General features: G+C 72.9%; 17 protein-coding genes. 4 read left to right on the top strand and 13 right to left on the bottom strand.

All coding sequences use genetic code 11. The annotated features are described in order from the left end of the window. Positions 1 to 2 precede the first annotated feature (2 nt). The 6 genes from CS2_RS03930 to uvrC all read right to left on the bottom strand — a co-directional run bounded on the left by CS2_RS03930 (position 3) and on the right by uvrC (position 7,683). Entirely contained in the window at positions 3 to 1,190 is a 1,188-nt protein-coding gene (locus tag CS2_RS03930) for a phosphoglycerate kinase (protein ID WP_070318972.1), read from the bottom strand. 163 nt (positions 1,191 to 1,353) lie between these two features. Then, a complete protein-coding gene (gene gap, locus CS2_RS03925; RefSeq protein WP_046528468.1) occupies positions 1,354 to 2,358 on the bottom strand; it encodes a type I glyceraldehyde-3-phosphate dehydrogenase in 1,005 nt (334 codons plus the stop codon). Positions 2,359 to 2,660: 302 nt separating this feature from the next. Further along, positions 2,661 to 3,641 carry a DNA-binding protein WhiA gene (gene whiA, locus CS2_RS03920; protein ID WP_070318971.1) on the bottom strand — a complete coding sequence of 327 codons (981 nt, stop codon included), beginning with the start codon at positions 3,639 to 3,641 and terminating at the stop codon, positions 2,661 to 2,663. A 78-nt stretch (positions 3,642 to 3,719) separates the two neighbouring features. Further along, positions 3,720 to 4,712 carry a gluconeogenesis factor YvcK family protein gene (locus CS2_RS03915; protein ID WP_070318970.1) on the bottom strand — a complete coding sequence of 331 codons (993 nt, stop codon included), beginning with the start codon at positions 4,710 to 4,712 and terminating at the stop codon, positions 3,720 to 3,722. Beyond that, the gene (rapZ, locus tag CS2_RS03910; protein WP_046528471.1) at positions 4,709 to 5,650 is read right to left on the bottom strand and encodes an RNase adapter RapZ; all 942 of its coding nucleotides are present in this window, start codon (positions 5,648 to 5,650) and stop codon (positions 4,709 to 4,711) included. The genes CS2_RS03915 and rapZ overlap by 4 nt, the downstream gene beginning before the upstream one ends. Then, positions 5,647 to 7,683: an excinuclease ABC subunit UvrC gene (gene uvrC / locus CS2_RS03905; protein ID WP_070318969.1), complete on the bottom strand. Its 2,037-nt coding sequence runs from the start codon at positions 7,681 to 7,683 to the stop codon at positions 5,647 to 5,649. Before uvrC ends, rapZ begins: the two co-directional genes overlap by 4 nt. 89 nt (positions 7,684 to 7,772) lie before the next feature. Between uvrC and CS2_RS03900 the strand changes: the two genes are divergently transcribed. After that, positions 7,773 to 8,273 carry an OsmC family protein gene (locus tag CS2_RS03900; RefSeq protein WP_070318968.1) on the top strand — a complete coding sequence of 167 codons (501 nt, stop codon included), beginning with the start codon at positions 7,773 to 7,775 and terminating at the stop codon, positions 8,271 to 8,273. Between the two features lie 64 nt (positions 8,274 to 8,337). On the opposite strand, the gene uvrA is transcribed toward CS2_RS03900, so the two are convergent. Beyond that, the gene (gene uvrA / locus CS2_RS03895) at positions 8,338 to 11,199 is read right to left on the bottom strand and encodes an excinuclease ABC subunit UvrA (RefSeq protein ID WP_070318997.1); all 2,862 of its coding nucleotides are present in this window, start codon (positions 11,197 to 11,199) and stop codon (positions 8,338 to 8,340) included. Between the two features lie 143 nt (positions 11,200 to 11,342). Between uvrA and CS2_RS03890 the strand changes: the two genes are divergently transcribed. Together CS2_RS03890 and CS2_RS03885 are read left to right on the top strand one after the other, a co-directional pair. Further along, the gene (locus tag CS2_RS03890; RefSeq protein ID WP_134852265.1) at positions 11,343 to 13,229 is read left to right on the top strand and encodes a glycoside hydrolase family 15 protein; all 1,887 of its coding nucleotides are present in this window, start codon (positions 11,343 to 11,345) and stop codon (positions 13,227 to 13,229) included. After that, positions 13,226 to 13,942, top strand: a complete 717-nt coding sequence (locus tag CS2_RS03885) for an MBL fold metallo-hydrolase (protein ID WP_070318995.1) — start codon at positions 13,226 to 13,228, stop codon at positions 13,940 to 13,942. The genes CS2_RS03890 and CS2_RS03885 overlap by 4 nt, the downstream gene beginning before the upstream one ends. Positions 13,943 to 13,946: 4 nt before the next feature. Here CS2_RS03885 and CS2_RS03880 read toward each other — a convergent pair whose 3' ends face one another. Next, positions 13,947 to 15,131, bottom strand: coding sequence for an acyl-CoA dehydrogenase family protein (locus tag CS2_RS03880; RefSeq protein WP_070318967.1), 1,185 nt, complete (start codon positions 15,129 to 15,131; stop codon positions 13,947 to 13,949). A gap of 62 nt (positions 15,132 to 15,193) precedes the next feature. Here CS2_RS03880 and CS2_RS03875 point away from each other — a divergent pair, with 62 nt between their 5' ends. After that, positions 15,194 to 15,484 carry a YciI family protein gene (locus CS2_RS03875; RefSeq protein WP_070318966.1) on the top strand — a complete coding sequence of 97 codons (291 nt, stop codon included), beginning with the start codon at positions 15,194 to 15,196 and terminating at the stop codon, positions 15,482 to 15,484. Between the two features lie 48 nt (positions 15,485 to 15,532). Here CS2_RS03875 and CS2_RS03870 read toward each other — a convergent pair whose 3' ends face one another. From CS2_RS03870 to CS2_RS03850, 5 genes are all read right to left on the bottom strand, one after another. Next, positions 15,533 to 16,570 (bottom strand): TerC family protein, encoded by a 1,038-nt coding sequence (locus tag CS2_RS03870; RefSeq protein ID WP_046528477.1) that lies wholly within the window; start codon positions 16,568 to 16,570, stop codon positions 15,533 to 15,535. Next, positions 16,567 to 17,649 (bottom strand): TerC family protein, encoded by a 1,083-nt coding sequence (locus CS2_RS03865; protein WP_082739786.1) that lies wholly within the window; start codon positions 17,647 to 17,649, stop codon positions 16,567 to 16,569. The genes CS2_RS03870 and CS2_RS03865 overlap by 4 nt, the downstream gene beginning before the upstream one ends. Positions 17,650 to 17,874: 225 nt before the next feature. After that, positions 17,875 to 18,309 carry a VOC family protein gene (locus CS2_RS03860; protein WP_046528478.1) on the bottom strand — a complete coding sequence of 145 codons (435 nt, stop codon included), beginning with the start codon at positions 18,307 to 18,309 and terminating at the stop codon, positions 17,875 to 17,877. Positions 18,310 to 18,358: 49 nt separating this feature from the next. Then, positions 18,359 to 20,464: an excinuclease ABC subunit UvrB gene (gene uvrB / locus CS2_RS03855; RefSeq protein WP_070318965.1), complete on the bottom strand. Its 2,106-nt coding sequence runs from the start codon at positions 20,462 to 20,464 to the stop codon at positions 18,359 to 18,361. A 66-nt stretch (positions 20,465 to 20,530) separates the two neighbouring features. Next, positions 20,531 to 20,980 (bottom strand): hypothetical protein, encoded by a 450-nt coding sequence (locus CS2_RS03850; RefSeq protein ID WP_070318964.1) that lies wholly within the window; start codon positions 20,978 to 20,980, stop codon positions 20,531 to 20,533. Positions 20,981 to 21,178 lie beyond the last annotated feature (198 nt).

Below are 21,178 nucleotides of genomic sequence, written 5' to 3'. Positions count from 1 at the left end.
GATCAGTCCTCCAGGACAGCGATGCCGGGAAGGGTCTTGCCCTCGAGAAGCTCCAGCGACGCGCCGCCGCCGGTGGAGATGTGGCCGAAGCCGGCCTCGTCGAAGCCGAGCAGGCGCACGGCCGCGGCGGAGTCGCCGCCGCCGACGATCGAGAAGCCGTCGGTGTCGACGAGCGCCTGCGCGACGGCCTTGGTGCCCTCGGCGTACGCGGGACGCTCGAACACGCCCATGGGGCCGTTCCACGCGATCGTCTTCGCCGCGAGGATCGCCTCGCGGAACAGCGCGGCGGACTTCGGGCCGATGTCCAGGCCCATCGTGCCGGCCGGGATCGCGTCGACCGCGACGACCTGGTAGTCGTCCGAGCCGAACTCGGGCGCGACCAGCGTGTCGACGGGCAGGACGATCTCGACGCCGGCCTCCTGCGCCTGCGCGAGGTAGCCCTTGACCGTGTCGACCTGGTCCTCCTCGAGCAGCGAGGAGCCGACCTCGTGGCCCTGGGCCTTGAGGAACGTGAACATCATGCCGCCGCCGATGAGCAGCTTGTCGGCCTTGGTGATGAGGTTGCCGATGACGCCGAGCTTGTCCGACACCTTGGCGCCGCCGAGGACGACGACGTAGGGGCGCTCGGGGTCCTCGACGGCCTTGCGGAGCGCCTCGACCTCGGCCAGGACCAGCGTGCCCGCGGCGTGCGGGAGGCGCAGCGCGACGTCGTAGACCGACGCCTGCTTGCGGTGCACGACGCCGAAGCCGTCGGAGACGAACGCGTCCGCGAGGGACGCGAGCTCGTCGGCCAGCGCGCCGCGCTCGGCGTCGTCCTTCGACGTCTCGCGCGCGTCGAAGCGGACGTTCTCGAGCAGGGCGACCTGCCCGTCCTCGAGCGCCGCGACGGTCGCCTTGGCCGAGTCCCCGACGAGGTCCTCGGCGAGCGCGACGGGCTGCCCGAGCAGCTCGCCGAGCCGGGCCGCGACGGGCGCGAGCGAGTACTTCGCGTCGGGCGCGCCCTTGGGGCGGCCCAGGTGCGCGACGACGATCACGCGCGCACCCTGCGCGGTCAGCGCCTGCAGCGTGGGCAGCGCGGCGCGGATGCGGCCGTCATCGGTGATGGTCGTGCCGTCGAGCGGCACGTTGAAGTCGGAGCGGACGAGCACGCGCTTGCCGCGCAGGTCGCCCAGGTCCTCGATGGTCTTCATGGTCGGTGTCTCCCTCGCTGCCGCCGGTGCTCGGCGGCTCGGACTCCCCCGCGGTGCGGGGGCACGGCCGTGGGGCGTCGAGCCCCGGACACGGCAGCGTCCGCGTGCACCGGGCCGGTGGCCTCGGCGCACGCGGACGCATGGACTGCCTACGGTGCGAGCGTCAGAGACGCGCGCCCACGTACTCCGTCAGCTTGACGAGGCTGCTCGAGTAGCCCCACTCGTTGTCGTACCAGGCGATGATCTTGACCTGGTCGCCGATCACCTTGGTGAGCTTCGCGTCGAAGATGCTCTGGTGCGGGTTCGTCACGATGTCCGAGGAGACGATCTCGTCCTCGGTGTACTCGAGCGTGCCCTTGAGCGGACCCTCGGCGGCGGCCTTGACCGCGGCGTTGACCTCCTCGACCGTGACCTCGCGCGAGGCGGTGAAGGTCAGGTCGGTGGCCGAGCCGGTGATCGTCGGCACGCGGAGCGCGAAGCCGTCGAGCTTGCCCTTGAGCTCGGGCAGGACGAGCGCCACGGCCTTGGCCGCACCGGTCGTCGTCGGGACGATGTTCTGCGCGGCGGCGCGGGCGCGACGCAGGTCGCGGTGCGGGCCGTCCTGCAGGTTCTGGTCGCCCGTGTAGGCGTGGATCGTGGTCATGAGACCACGCTCGATGCCGATCGCGTCGTTGAGCGCCTTGGCCACGGGGGCGAGGCAGTTCGTGGTGCAGGACGCGTTCGAGATGATGTGCTGCGTGGCCGGGTCGTAGTCGGTGTGGTTCACGCCGACGACGAACGTGCCGTCCTCGTTCTTGGCCGGGGCCGAGATGATGACCTTCTTGGCGCCGGCGTCGATGTGCGCCTTCGCCTTGGTGGCGTCCGTGAAGAAGCCGGTCGACTCGATGACGATGTCCGCGCCGAGCTCCGCCCAGGGCAGGTCGGCCGGGTTGCGCTCGGCGAGGGCGCGGATCTTCTTGCCGTCGACGATGATGTTCTCGTCGTCGTAGTCCACGCTCAGCGGGAAGCGGCCCAGGACCGTGTCGTACTTGAGCAGGTGGGCCAGGGTGTGGTTGTCCGTCAGGTCGTTGACGCCGACGATCTCGATGTCGGCCCCCGAGGCCACGATGGCGCGGTAGAAGTTGCGCCCGATGCGGCCGAAGCCGTTGATGCCGACCTTGATGGTCACTTGCCCTCCTCGGCACGCGCCGTGCTCATGCCGGCGCACACAGTTGGTGTTCGGTCACGCACGCCGCTGTGCGTCCCGACCGCCACGGTCCGCACCCGCCGGACGTTGCCCAGCGTGTTGCGTCCTCGTTGCGATCGGATGACCCGAGCCTATACCCGGTGGCCCAGGTCACGCCCAAGACGAAGGTCCACCCTCCGACGTGTTCGCATGCTGGACCATCCGCCGACCGCGTCGCGGCCGGTCGTCGAGCGACCTCGCGCGTGGCCGTCCGGCGGCGACCGGCACCGCGGCCGTGCGTGACGTCACAGGTCGAGCAGGTCCGGGCTCAGGCCCGCCTCGGTGTCGGGGATCCCGAGCTCGGCCGCGCGCCGGTCGGCGGTCGCCAGCAGGCGCCGGATCCGCCCGGCGACGGCGTCCTTGGTCAGCGCGGGCTCGGCGAGCTTGCCGAGCTCCTCGAGCGACGCCTCCTTGTGCGCGAGGCGCAGCTCGCCCGCCTGGCGCAGGTGCTCGGGCAGGTCCTCGCCGAGGATCTCGAACGCCCGCTCGACGCGTGCGCCGGCGGCCACCGCGGCCCGCGCCGAGCGCCGCAGGTTCGCGTCGTCGAAGTTCGCGAGCCGGTTCGCCGTGCCGCGCACCTCGCGCCGCACGCGACGCTCCTCCCACACCAGCATCGTGTCGTGCGCGCCCAGCCGCGTGAGCATCGCGCCGATCGCGTCGCCGTCGCGGATCACGACGCGGTCGACGCCGCGCACGTCCCGCGCCTTCGCGGCCACGCCCAGCCGCCGCGCCGCGCCGACCAGCGCGAGCGCCGCCTCCGGCCCGGGGCAGGTCACCTCGAGCGACGACGACCGACCCGGCTCGGTGAGCGAGCCGTGCGCGAGGAACGCGCCGCGCCAGGCGGACTCGGCCTCGCCGACGCCCGCGGACACGACCTGCGGCGGCAGCCCGCGCACGGGGCGCCCCCGGTTGTCGAGCAGACCCGTCTGCCGCGCGAGCGACTCGCCGTCCTTCACGACCCGCACGACGTACCGGCTGCCGCGGCGCAGCCCGCCGCCGGACACCACGATGATGTCGCTCTCGTGCCCGTACACCTCGGCGATCGCCTGCCGCAGGCGGCGCGCGGCGATCCCGGTGTCGAGCTCGGCCTCGATGACGATCCGGCCGGAGATGATGTGCAGACCACCCGCGAACCGCAGGGTCGCCGAGATCTCCGCCTTGCGGCACGAGGTCTTGTCCACCTTGAGCCGGGCGAGCTCGTCCTTCACCTGTGCCGTGAGCGCCATGCCGCAATCCTGCCACCGAGCGGGCCGTGGTCGTGACCGTCTCGTGACCCGATCTCGGCCGGTCCGCCCGGGCGTGCGTCACCGTCCCGTGCGCGTCCCGACGTCGCCCAGGTAGTCCTCCACGACGTCCCGCAGCGCCGCCGCGAGGCGCAGCGGGTCGTGCACGGCGCTCTGGTCGCCGCGCCGCACCTGCCGGACCAGCAGCTGCGCCCCCATCGTCGCGCAGAGGTCCGCGAGCTCGTCGACGTCCTCGACCGACGCCGGGTCGGCCACCACGGCGTGCACGGGCAGCTCGGGCGCGTGCGCGCGCAGCACCGCGAGGTGGTCCACCGCGCGCATGCCCGCGGTCTCGTCGTCGGGGGTGAGGTTGAGCACCACGACGACGCGCGCGGTCGTCTCGAGCAGCGCCGCGCGCAGCGCGGGCACGAGCAGGTGCGGCAGCACCGACGTGTACCAGGAGCCGGGCCCCAGGACGACCCAGTCGGCCTCGCGCACCGCGTCGACCGCCTCGGGGCACGCCGGCGGGTCGACGGGGTCGAGCCGCAGCTGGGCGATGCGCCACCCGGTCGTGGCCACGTGGGTCTGGCCCCGCACGACGTCGCGCTCCCCCGCCGGCCCGACGACGTCGGCCTCGATCCGCAGCGGCACGGACGCCATCGGCAGCACCCGGCCGCGCGCGCCCAGCAGGCGACCGACGAGGTCCAGGCCCTCGACGGTGTCCCCGAACAGCTCCCACAGCGCGACGATCAGCAGGTTGCCCACCGAGTGCCGGTCCAGCGGCCCGTCGGACGAGAACCGGTGCTGGAGCAGGTCCCGCCAGGTGCGCCCCCACTCGGAGTCGTCGCACAGCGCGGACAGCGCCATGCGCAGGTCGCCCGGTGGCAGCACCCCCAGCTCCTCGCGCAGCCGGCCGGACGACCCGCCGTCGTCCGCGACCGTGACGACGGCGGTGATGCGGTCGGTCATGAGCCGCAGCGCCGACAACGACGCCGAGAGCCCGTGGCCGCCGCCGAGCGCGACGACCGCCGGACGCGACGGGTCGCCGAACCGGCTCGCGTGCGGCGCGCTCACTCCTTGCCCAGGTCGCGCGCCGTGACCTGCACGCGGTGCCCGCGCTCGCGCAGGCGCGCGGCGATGGCCTCGCTGATGGCGACCGAGCGGTGCTTGCCGCCCGTGCAGCCCACGGCGATGGTCGCGTACCGCTTCTCCTCGTGCAGGTAGCCGTCGAGCACGGGCTCGAGCGCGTCGACGTAGCGGTCGACGAACGTCACGGCGCCCGGCAGCCCGAGGACGTAGTCGCGCACGGGCGCGTCGCGGCCCGACAGGTGCCGCAGCTCGGTGATCCAGTACGGGTTGGACAGGAAGCGCACGTCGACGACGTGGTCGGCGTCGAGCGGGATGCCGTACTTGAAGCCGAACGACAGGACCGACACGTGCAGCACGTCCTCCGACGGGCCCGAGACGCCCGCCCGGACGAGGCGGGCGAGGTCGTGCACGTTGAGGTCGGACGTGTCGATCACGGTGTCGGCGCGCTCGCGCAGGTCCGACAGGAGCGTGCGCTCGTGCGCGATGCCGTCGAGGATCCGGCCGTCGCCCTGCAGCGGGTGCGGACGCCGCACCTGCTCGAAGCGCCGCACGAGCACCTCGTCGGACGCGTCGAGGAACAGCACGCGCAGCTCGACGCCGCGGCTCTGCAGGTCGTCGAGGACGCCCGTGAGCGCGGCGAAGTACTCGCGGCCGCGCACGTCGATGACGGCCGCGAGCCGCTGCGCGGGGCCGCTGACCGGACCGCTGGTCAGCATGCCGACGAGGTGCGTGAGCATCTGCGCCGGCAGGTTGTCGACGACGTACCAGCCGAGGTCCTCCAGCACGGCCGCGGCGCGCGTGCGCCCCGCGCCCGACATCCCGGTGATGACCAGGACCTGCGGCAGCTCGAGGACGGGGGCCACGGTCGCGGCCTCGAGGGCGGGGATGCCCGCCGGCACGGTGATCGGCGACGGCTCGCTCATGTCCCCATCGTGCCAGGCGACGCCGCGGCTGCCTCGTCGGACCCGCCGGGCGTGACGCCGACGCCTGCCGCACCCGGCTCGGCGGCCGGCGCGAGCGCGGCCACGACGGCCTCCGCCGTGCGCGCGCCCATGCCCGGCACCGTCGCGATCTCCTCGGCGGACGCGGCGCGCAGCCGCTTGACCGAGCCGAAGTGCCGCAGCAGCGCGGCCTTGCGCGCCGGGCCGAGGCCCGGCACGTCGTCGAGCGCCGACGCCGTCATGCCCTTGCTGCGGCGCTTGCGGTGGGCCGTGATGGCGAACCGGTGGGCCTCGTCGCGCACGCGCTGCAGCAGGTAGAGGCCCTCGGAGCTGCGCTGCAGGATGACCGGGTACTCCTCCCCCGGCACCCACACCTCCTCGAGCCGCTTGGCCAGGCCGCACAGCGCGACGTCGTCGATGCCCAGCTCGGCCATCGCGGCCGCCGCTGCCGCGACCTGCGGCGGCCCGCCGTCCACGACGACGAGGTTGGGCGGGTAGGCGAACCGGGCCGGGCGGCCCGTGCGCTCGTCGACCGGGCCGCTGCGCGGCGCGTCCTCGTCGTCGGCGTCACCGAGGTCGAGGTCGTGGGACTCGGCGCGCTCGGCGAGGTAGCGGCGGAAGCGGCGCGTGATGACCTCGTGCATCGCCGCCGTGTCGTCGCGTGCGCCCTGGCCCTCGGGGCCGCGCACCGAGAACAGCCGGTACTCGCTCTTGCGCGCGAGCCCGTCCTCGAACACCACCATCGACGCGGACTGGTACGTGCCCTGGTTGTGCGACACGTCGTAGCACTCGATGCGCAGCGGCGCGCTCGGCAGGTCGAGCGCCTCCTGGATCTCGCGCAGCGCCTGGCTGCGGGTCGTGAGGTCGCCCGCGCGGCGCGTGCGGTGCAGCGCGAGCGCGTGCTCGGCGTTGCGCAGCACGGTCGCCGCGAGCTCGCGCTTGTCGCCCCGCTGCGGCACGCGCACGCTCACGCGGCTGCCGCGCAGGCCGCTGAGCCAGGCCTGCACCTCGTCGAGGTTGGCGGGCAGGACCGGCACGAGCACCTCGCGCGGGACCGCGCCGGGCGCCGTGCCGGCGTCCTCGCCGCCGTACACCTGCTGCAGCAGGTGCTCGACGAGCGCGGCGTCGTCGAGGTCCTCGACCTTCTCGACGACCCAGCCGCGCTGCCCGCGGATGCGGCCGTCACGCACGTGGAAGACCTGGACGGCCGCCTCGAGCTCGTCGCCGGCCATCGCGAAGAGGTCCGCGTCGGTGCCGTCGGACAGCACGACCGCGTTGCGCTCGGTCGCCTTCTCGAGCGTCGCGATGTCGTCACGCAGCCGCGCGGCACGTTCGAAGTCGAGCTCGGCGGCCGCCTCCTTCATGCGCGCGGTGAGGCGGCGCGTGAAGCGCGCGGTGTCGCCCGCCATGAAGTCGCAGAAGTCCTGCGCGAGCTGGTGGTGCTCGTCGACGCCGATCCGCCCGACGCACGGAGCCGAGCACTTGTCGATGTAGCCCAGGAGGCACGGCCGGCCCTGCTGCTTCGCGCGCTTGAAGACGCCCGCCGAGCACGTCCGCACCGGGAACACGCGCAGCAGGAGGTCGACCGTCTCGCGGATCGCCCACGCGTGCGCGTACGGCCCGAAGTAGCGCGTGCCGCGCCGCTTCGCGCCGCGCATGACCTGCACGCGCGGCACCTCGTCCGCCATCGTGACCGCGAGGTACGGGTAGGACTTGTCGTCGCGGTACTTGACGTTGAACCGCGGGTCGAACTCCTTGATCCACGAGTACTCGAGCGCGAGCGCCTCGACCTCGGTGCCGACGACCGTCCACTGCACCGAGGCCGCGGTCGTGACCATCTGCTGCGTGCGCGGGTGCAGCCCGGCGAGGTCCTGGAAGTAGCTGTTCAGGCGGTTGCGCAGGCTCTTGGCCTTGCCCACGTAGACGACGCGGCCGTGCTCGTCGCGGAACCGGTACACGCCGGGGGCGTCGGGGATCTCCCCCGGCGCGGGACGGTAGGTCGCGGGATCGGCCATGCGTCCGAGCCTAGTTCGCGGCACCGACACGGCCTCGCCACGCGGCCACCGCGGGGCGCACGTGTGACGTGCACCACTAGGGTCGGTGCATGGCACAGCTGCTGCACCAGTACTCGGTGGACCTCACGTGGACCGGCGCGGGTGAGGCGGGGACCGCGACCTACACGTCCTACGGCCGCGACCACGCGCTGACGGCGGGCGGCAAGCCCGCCCTGCTCGGCACGTCGGACCCGCACTTCCGTGGCGACGCGGACCGCTGGTCGCCCGAGGACCTGCTCGTCGGCGCGCTCGCGCAGTGCCACATGCTGTGGTTCCTGCACCTCGCGGCGAGCGCGGGCGTCGTCGTGGTCGGGTACGAGGACGCGGCCTCGGGCACCATGCGCATCGAGAGCCAGGGGCAGGGCCAGTTCACCGAGGTCGTGCTGCGGCCGCGCGTGACGGTCCGTGGCGGCACCGCGTCCGACGGCCGCGCCGTGGACGACGCGCTGCTGGCGGACGTGCACCGCCGCGCGCACGAGCACTGCTTCATCGCACGGTCGGTCAACTTCACGGTGCGCCACGAGCCGGCGCCCGTGGTCGTCACCGCCTGAGACGCCTTGCGGCGGGTGCGGGGTCGCGCGACCCGGCACCCGCCCCGAGCGACGCGTCAGGGCGTCAGGCGCTCACCTCGACGCGCTCGGGCTCAAGAACCTCGGCGAGGAACCGGCCGGTGTGGCTCTGCGGCACGGACGCGACGTGCTCGGGCGTGCCCTGCGCCACGACGGTGCCACCGCCCGACCCGCCCTCGGGGCCCATGTCGACGACCCAGTCGGCGTTCTTGATCACGTCGAGGTTGTGCTCGATGACGAGCACGGTGTTGCCCTTGTCGACGAGCGACTGCAGCACGCCGAGCAACTTGCGGATGTCCTCGAAGTGCAGACCCGTGGTGGGCTCGTCGAGCACGTAGATGGTGCGTCCCGTCGACCTGCGCTGGAGCTCGGACGCGAGCTTGACGCGCTGCGCCTCGCCGCCCGAGAGCGTCGGTGCGGGCTGGCCGAGGCGCACGTACCCGAGGCCGACGTCGACCAGGGTGCGCAGGTGCCGGGAGATCGCCGGCACCGCGGCGAAGAACTCGGCGGCCTCCTCGATGGGCATCTCGAGCACGTCGGCGACCGTCTTGCCCTTGAAGTGCACCTCGAGCGTCTCGCGGTTGTACCGCGCGCCGTGGCAGACCTCGCACGGCACGTAGACGTCGGGCAGGAAGTTCATCTCGATCTTGAGCGTGCCGTCGCCCGAGCACGCCTCGCAGCGCCCGCCCTTGACGTTGAACGAGAACCGGCCCGGCGTGTACCCGCGGACCTTGGCCTCCGACGTCTCGGCGAACAGCCGTCGCACGTGGTCCCACACGCCCGTGTACGTCGCGGGGTTGGAGCGCGGCGTCCGGCCGATCGGCCCCTGGTCGACGTGCACGACCTTGTCGAGCTGGTCCAGACCCGTCACGCGCTTGTGACGCCCGGCGACCTGCCGGGCCCCGTTGAGCTCGTTCGCCATGACCGTGTAGAGGATCGAGTTCACGAGCGTCGACTTGCCCGAGCCCGACACCCCGGTGACGGCCGTGAGCACGCCGAGCGGGAACGACACGTCGATGCCGCGCAGGTTGTTCTCGCGCGCGCCGACCACCGTGACCTGCCGCGAGCGGTCCACGGGGCGCCGCGTCGCGGGCATGGGGATCGAGCGCCGCCCCGAGAGGTAGGCGCCCGTGACGGACTCCTGCGACGCGAGCAGGCCCTCGAGGTCGCCCGAGTGCACGACGCGACCGCCGTGCTCGCCCGCGCCGGGGCCGATGTCGACGATCCAGTCGGCGGTGCGGATGGTGTCCTCGTCGTGCTCGACGACGATGAGCGTGTTGCCGAGGTCGCGCAGCCGCGTGAGCGTCTCGATGAGGCGGCGGTTGTCACGCTGGTGCAGCCCGATGGACGGCTCGTCGAGCACGTACAGCACGCCGACGAGGCCCGAGCCGATCTGCGTCGCGAGCCGGATCCGCTGCGCCTCGCCGCCCGAGAGCGTGCCGGCGGGGCGCATGAGCGACAGGTAGTCCAGGCCGACGTCGAGCAGGAACCCGAGCCGCGCCTGGATCTCCTTGACGACCTGCGCGGCGATCGCGCGCTCGCGCTCGCCGAGCTCGAGGCCGTCGATGAAGTCGCGCGCCTCGTCGATGGGCAGCGAGCAGACGTCGGCGATGGAGCGGCCGCCGACCTTGACCGCGAGCACCTCGGGCTTGAGGCGGGCGCCGTCGCACGCGGGGCACGGGACCTCGCGCATGAACGCCTCGTACTTCTCCTTGCTCCACTCCGACTCGGTCTCGGAGTGGCGCCGCTCGAGGAACGTGATGACGCCCTCGAACCCCGTCGAGTACTGCCGCTCGCGCCCCCACCGGTTGCGGTAGCGCACGTGCACCTCGTGGTTCTGCCCGTGCAGGACGGCGTCGCGGGCGCGCTTCGGCAGCGCACGCCAGGGCGTGTCCATCGAGAAGCCCAGGTCGTCCGCGAGGGCCGTCAGGACGCGCTGGAAGTACTCCGAGGACGTCTGCGCCCACGGCGCGACCGCGCCCTGGGCGAGCGACAGCTCGTCGTCCGGGACGATGAGGTCGGGGTCGACCTCGAGCCGCGAGCCGATGCCGGTGCACTCGGGGCACGCGCCGTAGGGCGCGTTGAACGAGAACGTGCGGGGCTCGATCTCGTCGAGCGTGAGGACGTGGTCGTTCGGGCACGAGCGGTGCTCGGAGAAGCGGCGCTCGCGCTGCGGGTCGTCCCCATCGGCGTCGACGAGCTCGACGACCAGCAGGCCGCCCGCGAGCCCGAGGGCGGTCTCGACCGAGTCGGTGAGGCGACGCTGCACGCCCTCGCGCGACACGAGCCGGTCGACGACGACCTCGATGTCGTGCTTGAGCTTCTTCTCGAGCGTGGGCGGCGACGCGAGCTGGACGACCTCGCCGTCGACGCGGGCGCGCGCGAAGCCCTTGCCCTGCAGCTCGCGGAACAGGTCGGCGTACTCGCCCTTGCGGCCGCGGACGACGGGCGCCAGCACCTGGTAGCGCGTGCCCTCGGGCAGCTCGAGCAGGCGGTCCACGATCTGCTGCGGCGTCTGCGCCTGGACGCGCTCGCCGCAGACCGGGCAGTGCTGCGTGCCGGCGCGCGCGAACAGCAGGCGCAGGTAGTCGTAGACCTCGGTGATGGTGCCGACGGTCGACCGCGGGTTGCGGTTCGTCGACTTCTGGTCGATCGACACGGCGGGCGACAGGCCCTCGATGAAGTCGACGTCGGGCTTGTCCATCTGCCCGAGGAACTGCCGCGCGTACGCCGACAGGGACTCGACGTAGCGGCGCTGGCCCTCGGCGAAGATCGTGTCGAACGCGAGCGACGACTTGCCGGAGCCGGACAGGCCGGTGAACGCGATCATGGCGTCGCGCGGCAGGTCGAGGTCGACGTTGCGGAGGTTGTGCTCCCGGGCGCCGCGGACCACGAGACGGTCGGACAGAGGTTGCGTCACAGCCGTGCAGTCTACGACCGCCCTCCGACAATCGCACACGTGTTCGACGTGACGCGCGCCCCGTCGGCCGCACGCGCACGCCCGCGCCGCAGCGCGCGCGAGCGACGCCCGTCCGGTCCATGCTGGTCACGATGGAGCCCACGACCAGCCCCGACGCGTCCCGGCGGCACCCCGACCTGCTCGGCTGCCAGGTCCCCATCGAGGACTACGCGGTCCTCGGAGACGGCCACACCGCCGCCCTCGTCTCGCGCGGGGGGTCCCTCGACTGGCTGTGCCTGCCGCGCTTCGACTCCGACGCGTGCTTCGCGGCGCTGCTCGGCACGCCCGACCACGGGCGCTGGCTCCTGACGGTGCGCGACGCGACGTCCGTGACGCGGACGTACCGTGGCGACTCGTTCGTGCTCGACACGACGTACGTCACGCCGACCGGCACGGCCGTCGCGACGGACGCCATGCCGCTCGGCGACGGCCGCAGCGACGTCGTGCGGCGCGTCGAGTGCACGCACGGCGAGGTCGAGGTCGAGCACGAGTGGGTCGTGCGGTTCGGCTACGGCGGCATCCAGCCGTGGGTCCGGCACGAGCGCGACGCCGACGGGAACGACGCGATCCGCGCGATCGCGGGGCCCGACTCGCTGGTCCTGCGCGGCGACCGGCTCCCCCGCGCCGTCGACCACCGGCACCGCGACCGCTTCACGCTGCGCGCGGGCGAGAGCGTCGAGCTGTCCCTCACGTGGGTGCACTCGTGGCAGCCCGTCCCGTCGCGGCTCACGGTGCCGGACCGGCTCGACGAGACCGTGATCGCGTGGGGCCTGTGGGCGCGGGACTGCACGTACGACGGCCCGTACGGCGAGGCCGTCGTCCGCTCGCTGCTGGTCCTGCGGATGCTGACCGACGTGACGACGGGCGGCATCGTCGCCGCGCCGACGACCTCGCTGCCCGAGACGTTCGGCGGCGAGCGCAACTGGGACTACCGGTACTGCTGGCTGCGCGACGCGGCGCTCACGCTCGAGGCGCTGCTGGAGCAGGGGTTCCGCGACGAGGCCACGCAGTGGCGGGACTGGCTCGAGCGGGCCGTGGCCGGGGACCCGCGCGACCTGCAGATCATGTACCGCCTGGACGGGGGGCGCCGGCTCCCCGAGACGCACCTCGACCACCTGCCGGGCTACGCCGGGTCGCGGCCGGTGCGGCTCGGCAACGGCGCGGTCGACCAGGTGCAGCACGACGTGCTGGGCGAGGTGATGTCGGCCCTCGCGATGGCGCGCGACGCGGGCCTGGCCGAGACCGCCGACTCGTGGTCGCTGCAGCGTCGGCTCGTCGACGACCTGGTCCGCGGCTGGCGCGAGCCGGACCGCGGCATCTGGGAGGTCCGCGGCGAGCCACGCCACTTCACGCACTCGAAGATCATGGCCTGGGCGGCGCTCGACCGGTCGATCCGCGGCGCGGAGGACCACGGGCTGCCCGCGCCGCTGGACCGGTGGCGCACCGCGCGCGACGAGATCCGCGCCGACGTGCTGGCGCACGGCTGGTCCGACGAGGTCGGCAGCTTCGTGCAGCACTACGGAGCGACGCACACCGACGCGTCCCTGCTGCAGATGGTGCAGGTCGGCTTCCTGCCCGCGGACGACCCGCGCGTCCTCGCGACGGTCGCACGGGTGCGCGACGAGCTCGAGGTCGCGCCGGGGCTGCTGCTGCGCTACCGCGCCGAGCGGACCGACGACGGCCTGGAGGGCGACGAGGCGCCGTTCCTCGCGTGCTCGTTCTGGCTCGCGGACGCGCTCGCGCGCGCGGGCGACGTCGCCGGGTCGACCCGGGTGCTCGACGCGCTGGTGCCGCTCGCGAACGACGTGGGGCTGCTCGCGGAGCAGTACGACCCGCGGGCGCGGCGCATGGTCGGCAACGTGCCGCAGGCGCTGTCCCACCTCGCGCTCGTGCGCGCGGCCCACAGCCACGACGTCGCGTGCCGGGCAGCCGCCGCGGCCGACGCGGCGGACGACGGCACCTCGGTGGAGGCACGATGACGGGACCGGGCTACACGGGGCGGGTGCACGTCGGCGGCCCGACCGACGTGCGCGTGCTCGACGGCGCGGAGATCCGCAAGGTCGCCGTCGGTCCGACGGACAACGCGGCCTACCTGCTGACGTGCCGCCGCACGGGCGCGCAGCTGCTCGTCGACGCGCCCGCCGACCCGGACCGGCTGCTCGCGCTCGTGCGCGAGGGCTCGCCGTCGGCGCGGCTCGACGTCGTCGTCGTCACGCACCGCCACCACGACCACGTCGGCGCGCTGACGTCGGTGGTGGCGGTGACCGGAGCGCACGTCGCGGCCGGGGTGGACGACGCGGACGCGATCGCCGCCGCGACCGACCACCCGGTGACCACGCGTCTGCGGCACGGCGACACGGTCGCGGTCGGCGACCTCGTGCTCGAGGTCGTCGCGCTGCGCGGGCACACCCCGGGGTCGGTCGCGCTCGCGCTGACCGAGCCCGCGGACGCCGCGGCGCCGGGCGCCGTGCCGGGGCGCGTGCACCTGTTCACGGGCGACTCGCTGTTCCCCGGCGGCGTCGGCGCGACCGGCGGCGACCCCGTACGTTTCGCGGCGCTGCTGGGCGACGTCACGGCACGCGTGTTCGACCGGTTCCGCGACGACACTGGGGTCTACCCCGGGCACGGCGACGACACGACGCTCGGTGCCGAGCGTCCGCAGCTGGCCGCCTGGGCGGCACGCGGCTGGTGAGCGGTCAGCCCTCGAGGGGCCCCAGCACGGACGCCGCGACCGTCGCGTGCGCGGACTCGTCGTCGGACGGGTGGTAGATGCCGGCGAGCACGTCCCGGTACAGGCGCGCGAGCTCGCTGCCCGTGAAGTAGGCGCCGCCGCCCGACACCCGCAGCGCGTGGTCGACGACCACGCGCGCGGTCTCGGTGGCCCGCACCTTGAGGCCCACGAGCTGCGCGAACCACCGCGCGCCGTGGTCGACCCGCTCGTCGACGTCGCGCGCGAGCGCGAACAGCTGCAGCTCGGCGCCGTCCTGCGCGAGCGCGGCGTCCGCGACCCGCCACCGGATGTCGGGGTCCTGCGCGTACCTGCGCCCGCCGTTCTTCATCGAGGTGCGGCGGCGCGCGTGCGCGACGCCCACCTCGAGCGCGCGACGCCCGATCCCCGTGTACACGGCAGCCAGCAGCGTCTCGAAGACCGCAAAGAGCGCGAACACGAACGGGTCGGCGCTCGGGCCCGGGGGCAGCCGCCGGTACACGCGGTCCGGCGGCGCGTACGCGCCCTCGAGGACCGTGGTCGCGGACTGCGTGGCCCGCATGCCGAGCGTGTCCCAGTCGTCCTTGGCCCGCACGCCGCCGTCCTCGCGCGCGACGACGCCGTGCACGAGCCGCGGGTCGTCGGGGTCGGAGTCGTCGAGGCCGAACGTCGCCAGCCGCGTCCACACGGGCGAGAGCGACGTGAAGATCTTGGTGCCGTGGTACCGGTAGCCACCGTCGTCCTGGCGCTCGGCGCGCGTGCGCGACGCGAACATCACGAGGTCGTTGCCTGCCTCGGAGTTGCCGAACGCGAACACCTCGCCTGCGGCGGCGTCCCGCAGCACGAACTCCACCGAGCCGTCGCCGCGCGCGTCGAGCAGCGCCGCGAGCCCGGTGACCACGAGGTGCATGTTCACCGCGAGGGCCGTCGCAGGCGCGGCGCCCGCGAGCCGGACCTGCTCGCGCGCGACCTCCTCGAGGGTCAGGCCGGCACCGCCGAGCCGCTCCGGCACGAACGCCGTGAGGTAGCCCGCCGCGACGAGGTCGGCCAGGTCGTCGTGCGGGAACGTGTTGTCGCGGTCGTGGGCGTCGGCGCGCGAGCGGACGCGCTCGAGCAGCTCGTCGGTCAGCAGGGTGCGCTGCCGCCGCGGTGCCGGCGGGGTCGTCGAGGTCATGCCGCCACTCTGCCACCGCCGCGCGCGCCCACCGCGCCGCGCGGCTCGGGCAGGATGTCGCCATGACCACATTCGCCGTCCGCTACACCTACGACGAGCGCGCCGACGTGCGCGACACCGTGCGTCCCGAGCACCGCGCGTGGCTCGCGCAGCAGGCCGACGCCGGCGCGCTGCTCGGCTCGGGACCGTTCACGGACGGCGACCCGGGCGCTCTGCTCGTGTTCCGCGCCACGGACGAGGCCGCGTTGCGCCTCCTGCTCGCGCAGGACCCGTTCGCGCGCGAGGGGCTCGTCGCCGCCACCGAGGTGCGCGTGTGGGACGTCGTGCTCGGCCCGTGGGCGACGACCGTCTGAGACCGACCGGCCGGGGTGGGCACGAGACGCGCCCACCCCGCGCGCGCGTCAGGCGCCCGGTCGACCGGGGGCCGGGGGGTCGTCGTGCTGCGCGGGTGGCGCAGCGACCGACCGTCGCGGGCCCAGCACGAGGCTCGCGACCGTCGCGGCACCTAGCGCGCCCGCGATCACCACGAGCGAGAGCCAGGTCGGCACCTCGGGCGCCCACGCCACGGGCTCGCCGCCGTTGACGAAGCCCAGCGTGTTCGTCGCGAGCGCCTCGAGCACGAGCTTCCCGCCGATGAACGCGAGCACCGCCGCCAGCCCGTAGGGCAGGTAGACGAGCGTGTCGAGCAGTCCCCCCAGCAGGAAGTACAGCTGCCGCAGCCCCATCAGCGCGAAGACGTTCGCGGTGAACACGATGAACGGGTCGTGCGTGAGCCCGAAGATCGCGGGGATCGAGTCGAAGGCGAACAGCACGTCGGTCGTGCCGATCGCGAGGAAGACGACGAGCAGCGGCGTGAAGACCCGCCGCCCGTCGCGCTCGGTGCGCAGGTTCCCGCCGTCGTACGTCGAGGACATCGGCAGCACGCGCCGCACGACCCGCACGACCGCGTTCTCGCTGTACTCCTCGTCGTCGTCGCCCGCGCCCTCGCGGGCGACCTTCACGGCCGTCCACACGAGGAAGGCGCCGAACAGGTAGAACACCCACGTGTACCGCTCGATGAGCGCCGCACCGGCCAGGATGAACCCGCCGCGCAGCACGAGGGCCACGACGATGCCGACCATGAGGACGCGCTGCTGCTGCTCCCGCGGCACGGCGAAGCTCGACATGATCAGCAGGAACACGAACAGGTTGTCGACCGACAGGCTGTACTCGGTCAACCAGCCGGCGACGAACTCCCCCGCGGGCGCCGCGCCGCCGACGACGGACAGCAGCCCGGCGAAGGCGAGCGCGAGACCCACGTACACGAGCACCCACGTGACGCTCTCGCGCACGCTCGGCACGTGCGGACGGCGCCGCACGATGGCGAGGTCGACCAGGAGGATCGCGACGACCGCGACGAGCGAGGCGACCTGGAAGGCCGCGGGCAGCTCGTGGGTCACGGACGGTCGTCCCGGATCTCGTCACGCCCGACGCCGGGACCCTCGGGGGCGTCGGCGTGCACGCCCAGGCGCGCCTCGCGCGACGACGCCTGCGCGGCCGCGGACGCGGCGGCGTCCTTGCGGGTGCGGCGCAACGACAGCACCGTGGTGACGACCAGGGTCGCGATGATGACCCCGAGCGACACCCACGTGTTGACCTCGGGGATCGCGGTGACGTGCTCGCCGCCGTTGATGAAGCCGACCTCGTTGGTGTGCAGCGCGTGGATGAGCAGCTTCACGCCGATGAAGCCGAGGATGAAGCCCAGGCCGTACGACAGGTACACGAGCTTGTCGAGCAGCCCGTCGATGAGGAAGAACAGCTGCCGCAGGCCCAGCAGCGAGAACGCGTTGGCCGTGAAGACGAGGTAGGTCTCCTGCGTGAGGCCGAAGATCGCCGGGATCGAGTCGACCGCGAAGATGATGTCGGCGGTGCCGATCGCGATCATGACGATGAGCATCGGGGTGATGAACCGCTTGCCGTCGCGGCGGACGACCATCTTGTCCTCGACGTAGTCGTCGGTCGTCGGGAACGCGCGACGCGTCCAGCGGAGCACCGCGTTCTCGTGGTACTCGCCCTCCTCCTCGCTGCCCGACCTGATCTGCGTCCACGCGGTGTACAGCAGGAACGCGCCGAAGATGTAGAAGATCCACGACAGGTTCTCGATCATCGCGGCGCCGACGAAGATGAAGACCGTGCGCAGCACGAGCGCGATCGTGATGCCGATGAGCAGCACCTTCTGCTGGTACAGCCGCGGCACGCGGAAGCTCGCCATGATGAGGACGAACACGAAGAGGTTGTCGACGGACAGGCTCTTCTCGGTCACGTACCCGGCGAAGTACTCGCCGCCGTAGGTCGCGCCCCACACGCCCCACACGAGGAGGCCGAAGAGGATCGCGACGCCGACGTAGCCGGCCGACCACCAGGCCGACTCGCGCAGGGTGGGCTCGTGCGGCGAGCGCACGTGACCCACGTAGTCGACGGCGAGCATGAGCAGGATGGCGCCGACGGTGACGGCCCACGCCCAGACAGGAACATCCACGAAACGACCTCCGGAAGGGTACGGCTGATGACCGGAGGTCTCTTCCGCCAGCGCCGGACCCAGCGGGTCGGACGCGCGGCCGACGGCACCGGGCCGGCAACGATGGCGACCGTGATGACGATGACGTCGCGGGGAGTACTCCCCTCCAGTGGGCCACTATAGGTGACGGACCGGCGGACCGCCGTCCGGGCGTCCGTGCGCCGGACGGCCGGACGGCGCGTCGCGTCAGACCAGACAGAACTCGTTGCCCTCGGGGTCCTGCAGCACGATCCAGAATCCCTGCGCCGGGTCGTCGAACTCCCGCACGTGCGTCGCTCCGCGCGCGACGAGCTCGTCCGCGCGCGCACGGACGGCGGGCTTGTCGGGCTCCTCGCCGCGCGCGCGTCCGGGCTGACCGACGTCGAGGTGCAGGCGGTTCTTGGCGACCTTGCCCTCGGGCACCTTCTGCAGGAACAGGCGCGGCCCGCCGCCGTCGGGGTCGACGATCGCGTACGCGTCGTTCCAGCGGTCCTCGGGCAGCCCCCAGCCCTGGAGGGTCTCCTCCCACGTGCTGAACCCCGGCGGTGGCGGCTCCTCGACGTAGCCCAGCACGTCGGCCCAGAACGCCCCCAGGCCGCGGGGGTCGTGCGCGTCGACGACGATCTGCAACCTGCGGTCCATGAGTCCTCCAGCGGCGGTACGGGTGGTCCCGTGCGGCGGCGCCGCGCGGTCAGGCGGTGGCGGCCTGCATCTGCCGCAGCTCCTTCTTCAGCCCGGAGATCTCGTCGCGCAACCGCGCCGCGAGCTCGAACTGCAGCTCGCCCGCGGCGGCGTGCATCTGGTCCGTGAGCTGCTGGATGAGGTCGGCGAGCTCGTGCGCCGCCGCGCCGGTGAGGCGCGTGCGTTCGTCGTGCGGCGCGGTGCGCGACCCGAACCCGGGCACGGGCGCCTTGCCGCGGCTCGCCTGCCGGCCGCCGCCGCCGAGCAGCTCGGCGGTGTCGGCGTCCTCGCGCGCGAGCATGTCGGTGATGTCGCCGATGCGCTTGCGCAGCGGCTGCGGGTCGATGCCGTGCTCGAGGTTGTACGCGATCTGCTTCTCGCGGCGACGGTCGGTCTCGTCGAGCGCGAGCCGCATGGCCGGGGTGATCTTGTCGGCGTACATGTGCACCTGGCCGGAGACGTTGCGCGCGGCGCGGCCGATCGTCTGGATCAGCGACTTGCCCGAGCGCAGGAAACCCTCCTTGTCGGCGTCGAGGATGGCGACCAGCGAGACCTCGGGCAGGTCGAGGCCCTCCCGCAGCAGGTTGATGCCGACGAGCACGTCGTACTCGCCCAGGCGCAGCTCGCGGAGCAGCTCGACGCGGCGCAGCGTGTCGACCTCGGAGTGCAGGTACCGGACCCGGACGTCCTTCTCCAGGAGGTAGTCGGTGAGGTCCTCGGACATCTTCTTCGTCAGCGTCGTGACCAGGACGCGCTCGTCGCGCTCGACGCGCGTGCGGATCTCGCCCAGCAGGTCGTCGATCTGCCCCTTCGTGGGCTTGACGACGACCTCGGGGTCGACGAGCCCGGTCGGACGGATGATCTGCTCGACCACGCCGTCCGCCATCGACAGCTCGTAGTCCCCGGGCGTCGCCGACAGGTACACGGTCTGCCCGATGCGCTCGACGAACTCCTCCCACCGCAGCGGGCGGTTGTCGATCGCGCTCGGCAGCCGGAACCCGTGGTCGACCAGCGCCCGCTTGCGCGACCGGTCGCCCTCGTACATCGCGCCGATCTGGGGCACGGTCACGTGCGACTCGTCGATGACGAGCAGGAAGTCCTCGGGGAAGTAGTCGATCAGCGTGTGCGGCGCGGACCCCGGCGCGCGTCCGTCGATGTGCCGCGAGTAGTTCTCGATGCCCGAGCACGAGCCGATCTGCCGCATCATCTCGATGTCGTAGGTCGTGCGCATCTGCAGCCGCTGCGCCTCGAGGAGCTTGTTCTGCCGCTCGAGATCGGCCAGGCGCTCCGCCAGCTCGGCCTCGATGCCGGTGATCGCGCGCTCCATGCGCTCGGGACCGGCCACGTAGTGCGTCGCCGGGAAGACGTGGACCTGCTGCTCGTCCCGCACGATGTCGCCCGTGAGCGGGTGGAGCGTCGCGATCGCCTCGATCTCGTCGCCGAACATCTCGATGCGGATCGCGAGCTCCTCGTAGACCGGGATGATCTCGATCGTGTCGCCGCGCACGCGGAACGTCCCGCGCGTGAACGCCATGTCGTTGCGCGAGTACTGCATCGTCACGAACTGGCGCAGCAGCTGGTCGCGGTCGATCCGGTCGCCGACCGCGAGGGTCACCATGCGGTCGACGTACTCCTGCGGCGTGCCCAGCCCGTAGATGCACGACACCGTCGCGACCACCACGACGTCACGGCGCGTCAGCAGCGAGCTCGTCGCGGAGTGCCGCAGCCGCTCGACCTCCTCGTTGATCGAGGAGTCCTTCTCGATGTAGGTGTCCGTCTGCGCGATGTACGCCTCGGGCTGGTAGTAGTCGTAGTACGAGACGAAGTACTCGACGGCGTTGTTCGGCAGCAGCTCACGGAACTCCGTGGCGAGCTGCGCCGCGAGGGTCTTGTTGGGCGCCATGACAAGCGTGGGACGCTGCAGCCGCTCGATGAGCCACGCGGTGGTCGCCGACTTGCCAGTGCCGGTCGCGCCGAGCAGCACGACGTCCTTCTCGCCCGCCTGCACGCGCTCGGCGAGCTCGGCGATCGCGGTCGGCTGGTCGCCGCTCGGGGTGTACTCGGACACCACCTCGAACGGCGCGACGGTCCGCTGCAGGTCGGTCACGGGGCGCATGCGACCACCGTACGTCGGGCCACCGACAACGACCCCGCGAGGGCCCGCCCGAGGGGCCCGTCCGTCTCACGTACCGCTGAACGACACCGAGGCCGCGGGGTCCGCCTCCTTGAGCAGCTTCGCGTAGCCGTCCATGAACGCGCGGTACGTCGAGAAGCCCGCGACCTTGCGCTTCGAGACCGGCAGGAGCGCGCTCACGCCCGACGAGCGCGTCACGTAGCTCGTGATGAGCGTCCGCACCGTCACGCGGCCCACCGCCCGGTCGACCTCGGCGTCGAAGAACAGCACCGGCTCGGTGCCGTCGCGCGTCATGTCGCGGACGGCGAACGAGACCTTGCTCGACCCGCGCTCCCCCGTCCGCAGCCAGCCGGACGGGTCGTCGACCGCCGCGGCGGCTTTCACCGCCAGATCGAGGACCTGGGTCGCCGTGAGCGTCCCCGTGGCCACCGAGAGCGACGCCTTCGACTGCAGCGGGCGCGCCTCCCACCCGTTCGTGCCGACCGACTGGAGCGCCATCGTTCCTCCGGCTGCTGTTCCCCTGACGGGCCGCCGCAGCGGCCCCCGGACGCGTCGTCGCGCCCGCTCCGAGTGATCGGCGGTCGAACCGTACTCCTCGCGTGGACACGCGTTCAATTCACCCGTCGGAGTGACGCCGGTTCGCCGCATCGGCGGACGAACGTCCCGCACCCGCCACGTGAGCGTGTGGCAGACGGG

The organism is Cellulomonas iranensis NBRC 101100 = JCM 18110 (genome assembly GCF_001552375.1).
Lineage (GTDB): Bacteria > Actinomycetota > Actinomycetes > Actinomycetales > Cellulomonadaceae > Cellulomonas > Cellulomonas iranensis.
Note: the sequence above shows the minus strand (reverse complement) of the source record. Positions and strands in the feature narration are given on the sequence as shown.